The sequence below is a fragment of the Bradyrhizobium sp. SZCCT0231 genome (assembly GCF_018130245.1).
GTDB classification, from domain to species: domain Bacteria; phylum Pseudomonadota; class Alphaproteobacteria; order Rhizobiales; family Xanthobacteraceae; genus Bradyrhizobium; species Bradyrhizobium japonicum_F.
Window position 1 is genome coordinate 131,409 of the sequence record NZ_JAFCKP010000005.1, and the last position, 16,007, is coordinate 147,415.

A 16,007-nucleotide genomic window follows, 5' to 3' on the forward strand; every position below is an offset into this window, starting at 1 on the left:
TGATTACGCATGGGACACCTGCCGCTCTCGTCTTCGATGCTCGATCGGATCGATCAAAATTGTCCGAACGCGCCGCCTTGAAAGAGGTGATGCTTGCCGCCCGCGCGAGTGCCTTCAGGCCCTCGTGCGATAACCTTCAAACGCATGGGCCAGGAAGATCCCCGCGCTTACCAGACCCATCAGTGCCGAAACCGTCTCGATCATCGTTAAATTCCAAATCCCGCCCTTGCATCCGAGAGAACGCGTGGAGCCTTGCACAGTCAAAAGAATTTCGGCGAGCGGCGTGACAATGGGGGTGGAGTGAGGATTTGGCGCAACAGAATGTCCAGCCTTGGCACAGAGCAGGGCACCCAGGTTCCGTAGATCAACGGGGAGAAGCGAACCTCGCGTTTACCATCCCGGCGTGATCGCTGTGGGCTCCCCATTTCCGCCGTGTTCGGGTTGCGTTATCCTTACTACTTCCGACGCGGTGGTGGGCCGTCTCGGAATCAGAACGACCGGACAGCGCCCCCGTAGCCAAGGCGGGTAGGGTAGGCTTCCGGCAAAGTGGTATTTGGGGCGCATGGGGATCCGACGGTCAGATTCGGTTTTGCGGGCCGCGCGCGGTGTTGCGGCGGTCGCGACCTGCGTTGTGCTCGCCAATTGCGCCTCCTCGAACAAGTTCGCCAGCCGCGTCGATCCAAAATACGGCGTGTCCTCCAGCCCCCGGGTGGTGGCCTGGGGCGATCCGGTCCCGAAGGGCGGCGGCACCTACCGCGTCGGCAAGCCCTATGTCGTGGCGGGCAAGACCTACGTGCCGGAGGAGGACGTCAACTACCGCGCCGAGGGCATGGCGTCCTGGTACGGCGATGATTTCCACGGCCGCCTGACCGCCAACGGCGAAGTGTTCGACATGACCTCGCTGACCGCGGCGCATCCGACCCTGCCGATGCCGTCCTACGCGCGGGTCACCAACACCTCGAACGGCAAGTCGCTGATCGTCCGCGTCAATGACCGCGGGCCCTATCACGGTAACCGCCTCATCGATGTCTCGAACAAGGCCGCCGAACTCCTTGAATTCAAAGGCAATGGCGTCGCCAAGGTCCGGGTCGAATATGTCGGCCGGGCGCCGCTTGAGGGCTCCGACGACCGCCAGCTTCTGGCGACCCTGCGCACCGGCGTTCCAGCGCCGTCGCCCTCGATGGTCCGGGTCGCCTCGGCCAAGCCGTTCGTGCCGGAGCTGCCGTCCTCGACCCGCGGCGCCATTCGCGGCGAGGTCCCGATGCCGGAGGGACGGCCCTACAATCTCGGCAACAGCTCGGCCGATATGGCCTCGCTCAACGCGACCTCGGAAATGTCGGCCTCGAGCCGCAGCCGGGGCCGGGCACTGCAGAACGCCCGCGCGGTGTCCTATGACGAGGACGGCCGCTACGCGACCGAGCGCGCTCCCGCGTCGGCCGACGGCGCCGCCGAGGCCCGCAGCATCCTGAGCGGCCGCGGCCTCTACTGAGCCGCGCTCGCCGTCAGGAATTTCACCAGCGCCGCGTTCACCTCGTCGGGCCGCTCCTGCTGCACCCAATGGCCGGCGCCGTCGAGGATCAGCTTGCCCTTGAGATTGGGCAGCACCCGCTCGAGCTCGTTGACGCGCTTGGCCCCGATCAGGCCGGTGATCACTGCGTCTTTCGAGCCTGCGATGAAGAGGGAAGGCTGGTGGATCTGCGCGTCCTGCCAGGGCGCAGTCAGCTCCCAATTGCGGTCGATGTTGCGGTACCAGTTCAGCCCGCCGCGAAAGCCGGACTTGCGGAAGCTTTCGGTGAAATAGGCCAGATCAGCCTCGCTCAGCCAGCCGGGCAGCGGCTCCTCTGCGCCCGCATGGCCGAGAAAGCCCTTGCCCTCCTGCACGAACATGGCCGCGGTGGGATCGGCGAGGCCCCGTCCGCCGAGGACGATGCGCATGGTGCGGGCGACGTCACGCTCGAGCTCGGCCTCGGCGACGCCGGGCGTCTGAAAATACTGCCAGTAGAAATTGGTGACGCCGCCTTGGCGCAACAGGTCGAGCGGCTTGCCGCGGCCGCGGAACGGCGGCGGCACGCTCAGGCCTGCGACCGCGGTGAAGATGTCGGGCCGGAACAGCGCCGCGTGCCAGGCGACCGGCGCGCCCCAGTCGTGGCCGACCACCATTGCCTTGGTTTCGCCCAGCGCCTGGACGAGGCCGACGACGTCGCCGACCGTGTCGAAGATCGAGTAAGCGTTCACATCGGGCGGCGCCGCGCTCTGGCCGTAGCCGCGCATGTCGGGGGCGACGACGTGAAACCCGGCCCCGGCGAGCGCGGGGATCTGGTGGCGCCAGGAGTAGGACAGTTCCGGCCAGCCATGGCACAGCACCACCAGCGGACCCTGGCCGGCTTCGCGGACGAACAGCTCGATCCCGTTGGCCTTGATCATGCGGGTTGAGGACATTCGCTTTTCTGCCTTGTTTCAGGGGTTTGGTCGAGAAACATGAGGTGCCACGATAGGGGCGCAACGAGAATCGTGCAATCTCAGGGACAAGCGTCGAACCGCGTGTTGTTCGCATCTGTTCCAACTGTTAGAAGGCCTCTCTCAGGGCTTCGCCATGGCATTTCGTGTTCCTTTGCTTCGTCGCAACCGGCTCAGCGCCGGCGTGCTGGCGCGCGGGCTGATCGCAACGGTTTTGGTGGCTGGCATCGGCTGGGGCGGGGCGCTCTATGCCGCCAACCAGAGCGTCCAGGGCGCCAAGAAAGCGGAAGATGTCGGCTTCGATGGCGATGCCCCGACCGCGATCCTGATCGAAGCCTCCAGTGGCAGCGTGCTGTTCGAGAAGAACGCCGACGAGCTGCGCGCGCCCTCGAGCATGATGAAGCTGATGACGGCAGAGGTCGTCTTCAACGCCATCAAGAAGGGCGACATCAAGCTGACCGACGAGTACCGGATCAGTGAGAATGCCTGGCGCAGGGGCGGGGCCCCCTCGGGCGGCTCGACCATGTTCGCCGCTATCAACAGCAAGGTCTCGGTCGACGATCTCCTCCACGGCGCAATCATCCAGAGCGGCAACGACGCCTGCATTGCACTTGCCGAAGCCATGGCGGGCAATGAGCGGATCTTTGCCGCCGATTTCATGACCAAGCGTGCGCGCGAGCTCGGCCTCACCAGATCGACCTTCGCCAATTCCAACGGCTTGCCCGACCCCGGCAACAAGATGACGGTGCGCGAGCTCGGCATCCTCGCCCGGCATATCATTCTCGACTTCCCCGAATTCTACAAACTGTTCGGCGAGAAGGAGTTCACCTGGAACAAGATCCGCCAGCCCAACCGCAATCCGCTGCTCAATTCGATGGAAGGCGCTGACGGTCTCAAAACCGGCTACACCAAGGAAGGCGGCTATGGCATGGTGGGCTCGGCCGTGCAGAACGGCACGCGGCTGATCGTCGTCGTCAACGGTCTCGATGACCCCGAGGATCGCGCCACGGAAGCCAAGAAGATGCTGGAATGGGGCTTCCGCAATTTCGAGACCCGCACCCTGATCGCGGCCGAGCAGCCGGTCGGCTACGCCAAGGTGTTCGGCGGCGAGAGCCGCTCGGTCAAGCTCGTCGCCAAGACGCCGGTGAAGGTGATGGTGCACAAGAATGGCAGCGACAAGCTGATTGCGCGCATCGTCTATAGCGGCCCGGTGCGCGCGCCGGTCGAGGCCGGCCAGCGGGTCGGCGTGGTCAGGGTCTGGCGCAGCGGCAACATCGCGGTCGAAACGCCGGTCTATGCCGCCGAAGCGATCGGCACCGGCTCCACCATGCGCCGCGCGATCGACGGCGCCAGCGAGCTCGTGATCGGCATGTTCCGCGCGGGCGCCGAGAAGCTCTGATCATGAGTGAGAGCGCGGCACAGCGGCCGTCCGGACGCGGACGCTTCATCACCTTTGAAGGCGGCGAGGGCACCGGCAAGTCGACCCAGATCAAGAAGCTCGCTGACCGCCTCAAGGCGGCAAAGCTGCGCATCCGGGTCACGCGTGAGCCGGGCGGCTCGCCGGGCGCCGAGATCATGCGTCACCTGGTGCTGTCGGGCATGGGCAAGCTGCTCGGCCCCGAGGCGGAGACGCTGCTGTTTGCCGCCGCGCGCGACGATCATGTCCGCACCGTGATCCAGCCGGCGCTGAGCCAGGGCGTCTGGGTGCTGTGCGACCGCTTCGCCGACTCGACGCGGGCCTATCAGGGCAGCCTTGGCCGCGTACCCGAGGGTCTGATCAACGCCATGCAAAGGGTCACCATCGGCGATCTCAAGCCAGACCTCACCATCATCCTCGATCTGCCGGTCGAGATCGGCCTGCAACGCGCCGCCGCGCGCCGCGGCAACGGCACGCCTGACAGGTTCGAGGCCGAGAAGCTCAGCTTCCACCAGGGCCTGCGCGAGGCCTATCGCAAGATCGCGGCGGAGGATCCCGCGCGCTGCGTGCTGATCGACGCCAATTCCGATCCCGACACGGTCGCCGGGCGCGTCTGGACCGCGCTGCGCGAGCGTCTGCTCCCCACGCCTGCATCGGTGATTTCCGCATGAGGGCGCGTCAGGCCGAGCGCGAAACCGCCATTCCGCATCCGCGCGAGACATCGCGGCTGTTCGGCCATCGCGAGGCCGAGGCCGCGCTGCTTGCGGCCTATCGCAGCGGGCGCATTCCGCATGCCTGGCTGATCGGCGGACCGCAAGGGATCGGCAAGGCGACGCTGGCCTATCGCATGGCGCGCTTCGTTCTCGCCCATCCTCAGCCGCTGGCGCCGGCCGTGCAGTGCGCCGAAGGCCTCGCGATCGATCCGGACGATGCCGTGGCGCGGCAGGTGGCGGCCGGCTCGCATGGCGGCCTGCTGACGCTGGAGCGTACCGCCAACGATCGCGGCGTGATGCGCACCGTGATCACCGTGGACGAGACGCGCGAGACGATTGCGTTCTTTGGCTCGACCGCGGCAGCCGAAGGCTGGCGCGTCTGCGTCGTCGACACGGTCGACGAGCTCAATCCAAACGCGGCCAACGCGCTGTTGAAAATCCTCGAGGAGCCGCCGCAGCAATCGCTGTTCCTGCTGGTCAGCCACGCGCCCGCTCGGGTGCTCGCCACGATCCAGTCGCGCTGCCGCAAGCTGCGCCTGCGGCCGCTCGCCACGGATGATGTGATCGGGGCTGCGGCTTCGGCGGCCGAGCTCGATCCGAACGATCCCGCGCTGCGCGAGGCGGCCGAGGCCTCCGAGGGGAGCGTAGCACGGGCGCTGACGTTGCTTGGGGGAGACGCCCTGAAACTGCAGCAGCGCACGGCAGCGCTGCTGGCGCGTTTGCCGCAGGTCGACCCGCGCGAACTGCACACGCTCGGCGATTCGCTTGGCACCAGCGACCGCGTCGCGCTTGCGGCCTTCATCGACGGCATCGACCGCTGGATCGCCGAACGCCTGCATGCGGATGAGGCCAATGCCAACCAGAACCTGCCGCGCCTTGCGCGCCTAGCTGAGGTATGGGAAAAGATCGTCCGCGCCGCGCGCGACACCGAAACCTACAATCTGGAGCGAAAGCCCTTGGTTTTCTCGGTGTTCGGCTGGCTGGCGGACGCAACGCGCTAGAGCATGATCCGGAAACGTGTGCAGCGGTTTTCCCAAAGGATCATGCTCAAAACAATAACCGAACGCAGGTTCGTTTCCAAATTTCGGACAAGCCGGTAAAGGAATTCGTGGTGGCAACGCGAGCTAAGAAGACCGTCAAACGCAAGAGCAGCAAGCAGGCTGCCAAGAAAGCTGTCAAGAAAGCTGCGAAAAAGGCTGTGAAGGCGCGCGCGAGCAAAGCCGCCAAGAAGGTCAAGAAGGCTGCCGCCAAGAAGAGCGTGAAGAAGGTCACAGCAAAGAAGGCCGGCAAGAAGGCTGCGAAGAAGCAGGTCGTCGCCAAGAAGGCTTCGACGAAATCGGCTGCTAAAAAGCCGGCCAAGGCTCCGGCGAAGAAGGTCGCGAAAAAGGCGGCTGCGCCTGCCGTGACCGTCGCACCGGCCCCTGTCGTCACGCCGCCGAAGGCCGTGAAGCCCAAGGCATCGAAGCCCATGGCATCGAAGCCCATGGCATCGAAAGTCAAGACCCCGCGTGCGCCGAATCCCGTCGCGGCTCCGCAGGCCGCCGCGGCCACAGTCGCGCCCCCGCGCGACAATGTCTTCTACATCACGACCGCGATCGCCTATCCCAACGGCAGCCCGCATATCGGTCATGCCTATGAGGCGATCGCGACCGACGTGCTGGCGCGCTTTGCGCGCCTCGAGGGCAAGGACGTGTTCTTCCTGACCGGCACCGACGAGCACGGTCAGAAGATGATTCAGACGGCGGCCAGCGAGGGCATGTCCGCCTCTGCGCTCGCGACCCGCAATGCCGGCCGCTTCAAGGAGATGGACGAGCGTCTGAACGTGTCGTTCGACCGCTTCATCCGCACCACCGAGGAGCAGCATCACCGCTCCAGCCAGGAGATCTGGCGGCGCATGGAAGCGAACGGCGACATCTATGCCGACACCTATTCGGGCTGGTACTCGGTCCGGGACGAGGCCTATTACGCCGAAGACGAGACGCGCGTGAACGACGACGGCGTGCGGCTCGGGCCGCAGGGCACGCCTGTGGAATGGGTCGAGGAGAAGAGCTATTTCTTCCGCCTCTCGGCGTACCAGGACAAGCTGCTCAAGCTCTACGCGGATCACCCCGATTTCATCGGGCCGGACTCCCGCAAGAACGAGGTGGTGAGCTTCGTCAAGGGCGGCCTGCGCGATCTCTCGATCTCGCGCACCACCTTCGATTGGGGCGTGAAGGTGCCCGGCGATGAAGAGCACGTGATGTATGTCTGGGTCGACGCGCTGACCAACTACATCACCGGCGTCGGCTTCCCCGATGAGAGCGACAGGAACTGGCGCTACTGGCCTGCCGACGTGCACATCATCGGCAAGGACATCATCCGCTTCCATGCGGTGTATTGGCCGGCCTTCCTTCTGTCGGCAGGAATCCCGTTGCCGAAGCGGGTCTATGCCCACGGCTTCCTGTTCAACAGGGGCGAGAAGATGTCGAAGTCGGTCGGCAACGTCGTCGATCCCTTCAACCTCGCCGACCAGTATGGCGTCGACCAGATGCGCTATTTCTTCCTGCGCGAGGTGCCATTCGGCCAGGACGGCAACTACAATCACGAGGCGATCGTCGCGCGTATCAACGCCGATCTCGCCAACGATCTCGGCAACCTCGCGCAGCGCTCGCTGTCGATGATCGCCAAGCAGCTCGGCGGCGTGCTGCCGGAGCCCGGCGAGTTCAGCGACAACGACAAGGCGATCCTGGCGATGGCCGACGGCATGATCGCAGCATCCCGCGAGGCCATGGCGACGCAGCAGATCCACCACTGGCTCAACGCCGTCTGGGCCGTGGTCGCGGAGGCCAACCGCTATTTTGCGGGCGAGGCGCCGTGGGCGCTCGCCAAGACGGATCCCGCCAGGCAGAAGACGGTGCTCTACGTCACCGCCGAAGTCGTGCGCCAGATCGCGATCCTGGCTCAGCCCGCGATGCCGACCGCCTCCGGCAAGCTGCTCGACAGCCTCGGCATCCCCGAGATCGAGCGCAGTTTCGCCATGCTCGACGGCGCCAGGCGCATCGCGCCCGGTTCGACGCTGCCCGCGCCGACGCCGGCGTTCCCGCGCTACGTCGAGCCGGCGGCCTGAAGGCGCTCGCGTGATGCTGGTCGACAGCCATTGCCACCTTGATTTTCCGGACTTTGCGGAAGATCTCGACGGGATCGTGTCGCGGGCGCGAGCGGCCGGCATCGCGCGCATGGTCACGATCTCGACGCGGGTGCGGCGGCTGAAGGACCTGCTCGCGATCGCCGAGCGCTATGACGACGTCTATTGCTCGGTCGGCACCCATCCGCACAACGCGGACGAGGAGGATGGCATCGCGCCGGACGAGTTGATCGCGCTGACGCAGCATCCCAAGGTCGTCGCGCTCGGCGAAGCCGGGCTCGATTATTTCTACGACAACGGCTCGCCGGAAGCGCAGGCGAGGGGCTTTCGCGCCCATATCGCCGCCGCCCGCGCCACCGGCCTGCCGCTGGTGATCCATACCCGCGAGGCCGACGAGGACTGCGCGCGCATTCTGGAAGACGAGGTGGCAAAGGGATCGTTTCGCGCCGTGCTGCATTGTTACACGGGCGGGCGGGAGCTTGCGCTGAAGGCAGTATCGCTGGGGCTCTATATCGGTTTCACGGGAATCCTGACCTTCAAGAAATCGGACGCCCTGCGCGTGCTCGCGGCCGAACTGCCATCCGATCGTATCCTGGTTGAAACGGACTCGCCCTATCTTGCGCCGGGCAAGTTCCGGGGCAAACGCAACGAACCCGCTTATGTGGTCGAGGTCGCAAAGGTGCTCGCCGAGACGCGCGGCGTGTCGCTTGACGAGATCTCGCGCCAAACAAGCGAAAACTTCTTCCGCCTGTTCTCGAAGGTGAGAGCTTGAGACTGGGAACCACATGACGCTGACGCTGACGATCCTGGGCTGCGGCTCCTCCGCCGGCGTGCCGCGCCCGGCGCTCGGCTGGGGCGCCTGCGATCCCAACAATCCCAAGAACCGCCGTCGCCGCTGCTCGCTGTTGGTCGAACGGACGTCCGAGCACGGCACGACACGCATCGTGATCGACACCTCGCCGGACCTGCGCGAGCAATTGCTCTCGACCAATGTCGACCACATCGACGCGGTGTTCCTGACGCATGAGCACGCCGATCAGACCCACGGCATGGACGATCTACGCTCAGTCGTCATGCACATGCGCCGGCGCATCCCGACCTATTTCAACCTGTCGACCGCCAAGGACATCATGGCGCGGTTCTCCTACTGCTTCATCTCGCCGGAGGGCAGCGACTATCCGCCGATCCTGACCCGGCATTCGATCGAGGCGGGCGAGAGCCAGACCATCCTGGGGAAGGGCGGCGCGGTGACGATGACGGCCTTCCTGGTGCAGCACGGCCACATTCCCGCGCTCGGCTATCGCATCGGGGATGCCGCCTACACGCCTGATCTCAACGACATCCCGCGCGAGAGCTGGGGCGCACTGGAAAATCTCGACCTCTGGATCGTCGACGGCCTGCGCTACACCAGCCATGTCAGCCATTTCAGCATCAACGAAGCACTGTCGTGGATCGAACGTTTCAAGCCGAAGCGCGCGGTCATCACGAATATGACCGCCGACGTCGACTACGAGGTCATCAGGCAGTCGCTGCCCCCTGACGTGGTGCCGGCCTATGACGGGATGCGACTGGAGACGCGCTGAACCTACGGTGGAAATTCCGGCGCCGGCCGGCATACTCCTTGCTTGCACGGGCCCCATCATGTTGATCTAACGTCTGAAAGACAGGCGCTGGGCAGGACGATATCGAAGCTGGACCGGTACCCCTGATGCGCAATCGCGGGGTCGGTCGAAACGCCTCGTGTGAGGATGGGGATCGCGTTGGCAGGGGACGATGTAGCGGCTCGGGGACTGGTGCGACGCGCTCTGGATCTCCTTTATCTCGGCGCGGGCTACGCCGCCGGCATCTTCCTGGTTGCGATCTTTGCAATCATGATGGTCATGTCGGTTGGGCGTCAGTTTGCGATCAACATTCCCGCCGGCGATGATTTCGCGTCCTGGTGCATGGCGGCGATGGCTTTCCTCGGTCTCGCTCACACCTTCAAGCGCGGAGAGATGATCCGCGTCGGCCTTCTGCTGGAACGTCTGCACGGGCGGACCAAGCAGATCGCGGAGGTCGTGGCGCTCGGCATTGCCGCCGCCTTCGTCCTCTACTTCACCCGTCATGCGGTGCAGATGACCTACGATTCCTGGCGCTTCAACGACGTGGCGCAGGGCGTCGTCGCGCTTCCGCTCTGGATTCCCCAGCTCGGCTTCGCGGGCGGCCTCGTGATCCTATCGATCGCGCTGATCGACGAGATGGTCAACGTCATCGGCGGCAACCGTCCGAGCTACGAGAAGGGCTCGCCCGACGAAACTCCGGAAGAGTTCGTCGAACGCATCTCGCAGGGCGGTGGGGGCTGACCATGGCCAATCTCGGCATGATCGAGCTGTCGTTCGTCCTGCTCGGCGTCATGATCCTGCTGCTGGGAAGCGGCGTCTGGATCGCGGTCTCGCTCGGGCTGGTCGGCTTCGTGGCGATGGCGCTCACCACGAGCCTGCCGCTCGGCACCGTGCTTGCGACCACCACCTGGAGCGCGAGCTCATCCTGGACGCTGGCGGCGCTACCGTTGTTCATCTGGATGGGCGAGATCCTCTTCCGCACCAAATTGTCGGAGGAAATGTTCCGCGGCCTGTCGCCCTGGGTGCAGTGGCTGCCGGGACGGCTGACACATGTGAACGTGATCGGCTGCGGCATCTTCGCGGCGGTGTCGGGCTCGTCGGCGGCGACCTGCGCGACGATCGGCAAGATCGCGCTGCCGGAGCTCGACAAGCGCGGCTACGACAAGGGCCTGAGCCTCGGCTCGCTCGCGGGCTCCGGCACGCTCGGCCTGCTGATCCCGCCGTCGATTCCGATGGTGGTCTATGCCGTCACGGCGAACGTCTCCGTGCTTCAAGTGTTTCTCGGCGGCTTCCTGCCGGGACTGCTCGTGATCGTGCTCTATTCCGGCTACATCATCGTCTGGTCGCTGCTCAACCCGAAGAAAATTCCGCCGCGCGATCCGCCGATGCCATTCCGGCAGAAGCTGCGCGAGTCCGCCAAGCTCGCGCCCTGCCTGCTGCTGATCCTGGCCGTATTTCTGTCACTGGTGTTGGGCTTCGCGACTGCCACGGAATGCGCTGCATGGGGCGTTACGGGCGCGCTGCTGCTGGCGTGGTGGAGCGGGACGCTCACGCGCAAGAATTTCCTCGAGAGCATCATGAGCGCGACGCGCCTGACCTGCATGATCATGCTGATCCTCGCAGGTGCGGCCTACACCACGGCTGCGATGGCCTATACGGGCATTCCGGCCGCGCTCGCCACCTGGGTCCAGGGGCAGCAGCTCACGCCGAGCATGCTCGCACTGTATCTGAGCATCATGTACATCATCCTCGGATGCCTGATCGACGGCATCTCGATGATCGTTCTGACCGCCGTCATCGTGCTGCCCATGGTCAAGCAGGCCGGTCTCGACCTGGTCTGGTTCGGCGTCTATCTGATCATCCACGTCGAAATGGCGCAGATCACGCCGCCGGTCGGGTTCAACCTGTTCGTGCTCCAGAACATGAGCGGCCGCGATACGTTCACGGTCGCGCGGGCGGCCTTCCCGTTCTTCGTGCTATTGCTCGCTGCGGTCTTCATCATCACGGAGTATCCGCAGATCGTGATGTTCCTGCCCAAGCTCGCTTTCCCAGACTGAGCGTACCCGTTCTCTAGATCGACTGTGAGGAGAAGCCCGATGATATCTCGTTTATTCCGCGCATCCTTGTTCGCCGGCGTCGTGATGGCCGCGACACCTGCTATGGCCCAGACCAAATGGAATCTGCCGGCAGCCTATCCTGCTGATAACCCGCACTCCGAGAACCTGGTGGCGTTCGCCAAGGACGTCGAAGCCGCCACCTCCGGCAAGCTCCAGATCACGATTCATCCGGGCGCTTCGCTGTTCAAGGCGCCCGACATCAAGCGCGCCGTGGTGACCGGGCAGGCGCAGATGGGTGAGGTGCTGCTGTCGATCCACGAGAATGAAGACCCGATGTTCGGCATCGACGTCGTGCCGTTCCTCGCGACCAGCTTCCCCGACGCGATGAAGCTGTATCAGGCTTCCAAGCCTGCGATCGTCAAGAAGCTCGATGCCCAAGGTCTCAAGCTGCTGTTCGTGGTGCCGTGGGCGCCGCAAGGCGTCTATGTCAACAAGCCGCTTGCCACGATCGAGGACATGAAGGGCCTGAAGTGGCGCGCCTACAACGTCGGGACCGCACGCATCGGTGAGCTGGTCGGCGCACAATCGGTCACGATCCAGGCCGCCGAACTGCCGCAGGCGCTGGCGACCGGCGTGGTGAACTCCTTCATGTCGTCGGGCGGCACCGGCTACGATTCGAAGGCCTGGGAGTCGCTCAAATATTTCTATGACGTCCAGGCCTGGATTCCGAAGGACTACACCTTCGTCAACAAGGCTGCGTTCGAGGCGCTGGACAAGCCGACCCAGGAGGCCATCCTGAAGGCCGCCGCCACCGCGGAGACGCGCGGCTGGAAGGCCTGGCAAGAGAAGGCCAATTGGTACCTCGATCAGCTCAAGGCCAAGGGCATGAGCGTCGAGCCGCCGAGCCCGGCACTGAAGGCCGGCTTCCAGAAGATCGGTGACCAGCTCACGGGCGACTGGCTCAAGAAGGCGGGCGCCGACGGTCAGGCGGTCGTCGACGCCTACAAGAAGATGTGAGGACGGAGAAAGGCTTCCGCTCGCTGTATTCAGCGTGCGGGCGGAAGACTCTCCAGGCTGCTCTCAGGCCGAGATCGCCTTCGCCGAGCCCACTTCGTTGCGCAGCAGGAATTTCTGGATCTTGCCCGTGGACGTCTTCGGGATCGGCCCGAACACGACCGCCTTCGGCGTCTTGAAGCCGCTCATGTGCGAACGGCAGAAGGCGATGATGTCGGCCTCGCTCGCGCTTGCGCCGTCTTTCAGTTCGACGAAGGCGCAGGGCACTTCACCCCATTTCGGATCGGGTTTTGCGACCACGGCGGCGAACAGCACGGCCGGGTGCTTGTAGAGGATGTCCTCGACCTCGACGGAGGAGATGTTCTCGCCGCCGGAAATGATGATGTCCTTGGAGCGGTCCTTGATGATGACGTAGCCGTGCTCGTCGAGCACGCCGAGATCGCCGGTGTGAAACCAGCCGCCTTCGAAGGCTTCCCTGGTCGCCTTCTCGTTCCTGAGATAGCCCTTCATCACGATGTTGCCGCGGATCATGACCTCGCCGATGGTCTCGCCGTCGCGCGGCACCTCCTGCATCGTTTGCGGATCGATGACGGTGACGCTTTCCTCGAGCGGGTAGGGCACGCCCTGCCGGCGCTTCATGCGCGCGCGCTCGGCAGGCGGAAGATCGTCCCAGCCCGGCTGCTCGGCGCAGACGGAGGCGGGGCCGTAGACCTCGGTCAGGCCGTACACATGCGTCAGCTTGATGCCGATGCGTTCGGCGCCTTCGAGCACGGCAACCGGCGGAGCGGCGCCGGCGATCAGGCCGACGACGCGGCGGGCGGCATTGCCTTTGGGCGCATCGGGCGCGTTGATCAGCGTGTTATAGACGATCGGCGCGCCGCACATGTGGGTGACGCCGTGCTGTTTGATCAGTTCGAAGATCTTGGTCGGCTCGACCTTGCGCAGGCAGACATTGATGCCGGCAGCGGCCGCAATGGTCCACGGGAAGCACCAGCCGTTGCAGTGGAACATCGGCAGTGTCCAGAGATAGACCGGATGCTGGCCGAGGTTGCCGGCGAGGATGTTGCTGACCGCGTTCAAGTACGCGCCGCGATGATGGGTGACGACGCCCTTGGGATTGCCCGTCGTGCCCGAGGTGTAGCTCAGCGCGATCGCGTCCCACTCGTCATTCGGCGTGATCGTCTCGAAGCCGGGATCGCCTTGGGCAACGGCGGCCTCGTACTCGATCTCGCCGATCCGCTTGCCGCCCTTGAAGGCGGCGTCGTCGACATCGATCACGAACGGTTTTGGCCCGCTCATCTGCGCCAGTGCGTCGGTGATCACGCTGGAAAATTCGGGATCGACAAGAATGATCTTCGCCCCGCCGTGATCGAGCTGAAACGCGATCGAGGGCGCATCGAGGCGGATGTTGAGGGCGTTGAGCACGGCGCCGGTCATCGGCACGGCAAAGTGCGCCTCGTTCATCGCCGGGATGTTCGGCAGCATCGCCGCCACGGTGTCGCCCACGCCGATGCCTTTGCCCGCCAGATAAGAGGCAAAGCGTCGGCAGCGCTCGTGAGTCTGCGCCCAGGTGAAGCTGCGCCCCTCGTAGACCGTGCTGACGTGATCGGGATACACCGCGGCGCTGCGGGCAAGGAAGCTCAGCGGGCTCAGGGGCACGTAGTTGGCGGGAGTCTTGCCGAGGCCGATATTGTATGGGTTCTGCCGCTCACTCATCGACACCCTCCTCAAATGCGTCTCACAGGAATCCGATCGAGATCCAGGGGAAGATCGCGACGATGATCAATCCCACCAGCAGCGCCAGCAGATAGCCCCAGATCGGCCTGATGCCTTCGGCCGGATCGACGCGTCCGATGGCGCAGGCGGCATAATAGCCGACGCCGAAGGGCGGGGCGAATAGCCCGATACCCATGGCGAGAATGATCACCATGGCATAGTGCACCTCGTGCACGCCGACGGCGCGGGCGATCGGGAACAGCAGCGGTCCGAACAGCACGATGGCCGGAATGCCCTCCAGCACGCTGCCGAGGATGGTGAAGGCCAGGATCGAGACGGCAATGAAGGTCGCCGCGCCCCCGGGCAATCCCGTCATGGCCGCCGCCAGCGAGCGCGAGAAGCCAGATTGGGTCAGGCCCCAGGCCATGCCGGTCGCCGTGCCGATGATCAGGAGGATCGCACCCGACAGCGCCGCCGTCTCGACCAGCATCGGAAACAGCCGCCGCCAGTCGAAGCGGCGGTAGACCAGGAGGCCGACGAGAGCGCCATAGACGATGCCGATGGTGGAGACCTCGGTGGCCGTCGCGATGCCCTCGACCACGGCGTAGCGGATCACGAAAGGCAGCGCGAGCGCGGGCAGGGCGACGACGAAGGTCTTGCCGATCTCGCCACCCGTGGCGCGGCGGACGTGGCTCATGTCCTCATGGCGGTAGCGCCACCACACCAGCATGCACAGCGTGATCGCCAGCACGACGCCGGGCAGCAGGCCGCCGGTGAACAGCGCCGCGATCGAGACGCCGGTGACCGAGCCGATCGTGATCAGCACGAGGCTGGGCGGGATGGTCTCGGTCTGGGCGCCCGTCGCCGCGAGAAGCGCGACGAGATCGCCGGGCTTGGCGCCGCGCTCCTTCATCTCGGGAAACAGCACGGGCGCAACTGCGGCCATGTCGGCGGCCTTGGCGCCGGAAATGCCGGAGACCAGGTACATGGCGCCGACCAGCACGTAATGCAGGCCGCCCCTGACGTGGCCGAGCAGGCTCGCCAGGAACGCCACCATGGCCCGCGCCATGCCGGTCATCTCGATCAGGAGGCCTAAGAACACGAACAGCGGCACCGAGAGCAGGATGAGGTGGCTCATGCCCTCGTCCATCCGCCCGACCAGCACCATGACGGGCGTGCGTGTCGTCAGCGCGAGATAGCCGAAGATCGCGAGGCCAAAGCCGAACGCAATGGGAACGCCGGCAAAGACGCAGAAGCCGGCAACGCCGACGAAGAAGATGACGAGGTTGAGATTGCCGAGCGGCCGCAGCAACGGCCCCGCCAGCCAGAACAGGCCGATCGCGACCGCAACCGACAGCACGGCGGCGGCGACCATCCGGTAGTCGGCTGCGCGCAGCAGCCGCAGCAAGGCAAAGGCCGCCATCAGGCCGATGCCGGCCGGCAGTGCGGCGGCGCGCCACATATTGGAGATCTGCAGCGCCGGCGTGGTGATGTAGCTCTCTTCGTAGGCATAGTCGCAGGACGGCCAGACGATCAGCGCCAGGAACGCCAGCGCCGCTGAGGTCGCGACCAGATCGAGATAGGCCCGCATCGCCGGCCTGGCGCTGGCCACGACCGCGGTCATGCGCATGTGCTCTGAGCGGCGGAATGCGACCGCCGCGCCCAGCATCGCCAGCCACAGGAACAGGATCGAGGCGAGCTCGTCCGACCAGATCAGCGGCCGGTGCAGGCCGTAGCGTGCGACCACGCCGGCAAACAGGATCACGATCTCGGCGACGACCAGGATCGCAGCCGGGACTTCGACGACGAGACCGAGCAAGCGCTCGGCCGAAGCCAGCAACGAAGGTCGGCGAGGGGACTGATGCGCCGCCTCACCCACCACTTCGGTCACTTCGACATGAGCCATCC

The 16,007-nt window shown here is 65.2% G+C and carries 13 protein-coding genes; 10 read left to right on the forward strand and 3 right to left on the reverse strand.

Annotation, left to right across the window (positions count from 1 at the left end; translation table 11 throughout):
* Window positions 1–562 precede the first annotated feature (562 nt).
* Window positions 563–1,489 (forward strand): septal ring lytic transglycosylase RlpA family protein, encoded by a 927-nt coding sequence (locus tag JQ566_RS15685; protein WP_212373281.1) that lies wholly within the window; start codon window positions 563–565, stop codon window positions 1,487–1,489.
* On the opposite strand, the gene JQ566_RS15690 is transcribed toward JQ566_RS15685, so the two are convergent.
* Window positions 1,483–2,439, reverse strand: coding sequence for an alpha/beta fold hydrolase (locus JQ566_RS15690; protein WP_212373282.1), 957 nt, complete (start codon window positions 2,437–2,439; stop codon window positions 1,483–1,485). The two genes, JQ566_RS15685 and JQ566_RS15690, sit on opposite strands and share 7 nt — an antisense overlap.
* A gap of 154 nt (window positions 2,440–2,593) precedes the next feature.
* Between JQ566_RS15690 and JQ566_RS15695 the strand changes: the two genes are divergently transcribed.
* The 9 genes from JQ566_RS15695 (at window position 2,594) to JQ566_RS15735 (ending at window position 12,386) form a co-directional block, all read left to right on the forward strand.
* Entirely contained in the window at window positions 2,594–3,856 is a 1,263-nt protein-coding gene (locus JQ566_RS15695) for a D-alanyl-D-alanine carboxypeptidase family protein (RefSeq protein WP_212373283.1), read from the forward strand.
* Between the two features lie 2 nt (window positions 3,857–3,858).
* Entirely contained in the window at window positions 3,859–4,545 is a 687-nt protein-coding gene (gene tmk / locus JQ566_RS15700; protein ID WP_212373284.1) for a dTMP kinase, read from the forward strand.
* On the forward strand, window positions 4,542–5,588 hold the full coding sequence (locus tag JQ566_RS15705; RefSeq protein WP_212373285.1) for a DNA polymerase III subunit delta': 1,047 nt from the start codon (window positions 4,542–4,544) through the stop codon (window positions 5,586–5,588). Before tmk ends, JQ566_RS15705 begins: the two co-directional genes overlap by 4 nt.
* Before the next feature lie 110 nt (window positions 5,589–5,698).
* Window positions 5,699–7,693, forward strand: a complete 1,995-nt coding sequence (gene metG, locus JQ566_RS15710; protein WP_212373286.1) for a methionine--tRNA ligase — start codon at window positions 5,699–5,701, stop codon at window positions 7,691–7,693.
* A gap of 13 nt (window positions 7,694–7,706) precedes the next feature.
* Entirely contained in the window at window positions 7,707–8,483 is a 777-nt protein-coding gene (locus JQ566_RS15715) for a TatD family hydrolase (RefSeq protein WP_212373287.1), read from the forward strand.
* Window positions 8,484–8,496: 13 nt separating this feature from the next.
* The gene (locus tag JQ566_RS15720) at window positions 8,497–9,294 is read left to right on the forward strand and encodes an MBL fold metallo-hydrolase (RefSeq protein WP_212373288.1); all 798 of its coding nucleotides are present in this window, start codon (window positions 8,497–8,499) and stop codon (window positions 9,292–9,294) included.
* Window positions 9,295–9,459: 165 nt separating this feature from the next.
* Window positions 9,460–10,053, forward strand: a complete 594-nt coding sequence (locus JQ566_RS15725) for a TRAP transporter small permease (protein WP_212373290.1) — start codon at window positions 9,460–9,462, stop codon at window positions 10,051–10,053.
* A gap of 2 nt (window positions 10,054–10,055) precedes the next feature.
* Window positions 10,056–11,369, forward strand: a complete 1,314-nt coding sequence (locus JQ566_RS15730; protein WP_212373293.1) for a TRAP transporter large permease — start codon at window positions 10,056–10,058, stop codon at window positions 11,367–11,369.
* Between the two features lie 39 nt (window positions 11,370–11,408).
* Window positions 11,409–12,386: a TRAP transporter substrate-binding protein gene (locus JQ566_RS15735; RefSeq protein ID WP_212373295.1), complete on the forward strand. Its 978-nt coding sequence runs from the start codon at window positions 11,409–11,411 to the stop codon at window positions 12,384–12,386.
* A 63-nt stretch (window positions 12,387–12,449) separates the two neighbouring features.
* Here JQ566_RS15735 and JQ566_RS15740 read toward each other — a convergent pair whose 3' ends face one another.
* Both JQ566_RS15740 and JQ566_RS15745 read right to left on the reverse strand, forming a co-directional pair.
* On the reverse strand, window positions 12,450–14,099 hold the full coding sequence (locus tag JQ566_RS15740; RefSeq protein WP_212373296.1) for an acyl-CoA synthetase: 1,650 nt from the start codon (window positions 14,097–14,099) through the stop codon (window positions 12,450–12,452).
* Between the two features lie 22 nt (window positions 14,100–14,121).
* The gene (locus JQ566_RS15745) at window positions 14,122–16,005 is read right to left on the reverse strand and encodes a TRAP transporter large permease (RefSeq protein ID WP_212373297.1); all 1,884 of its coding nucleotides are present in this window, start codon (window positions 16,003–16,005) and stop codon (window positions 14,122–14,124) included.
* Window positions 16,006–16,007 lie beyond the last annotated feature (2 nt).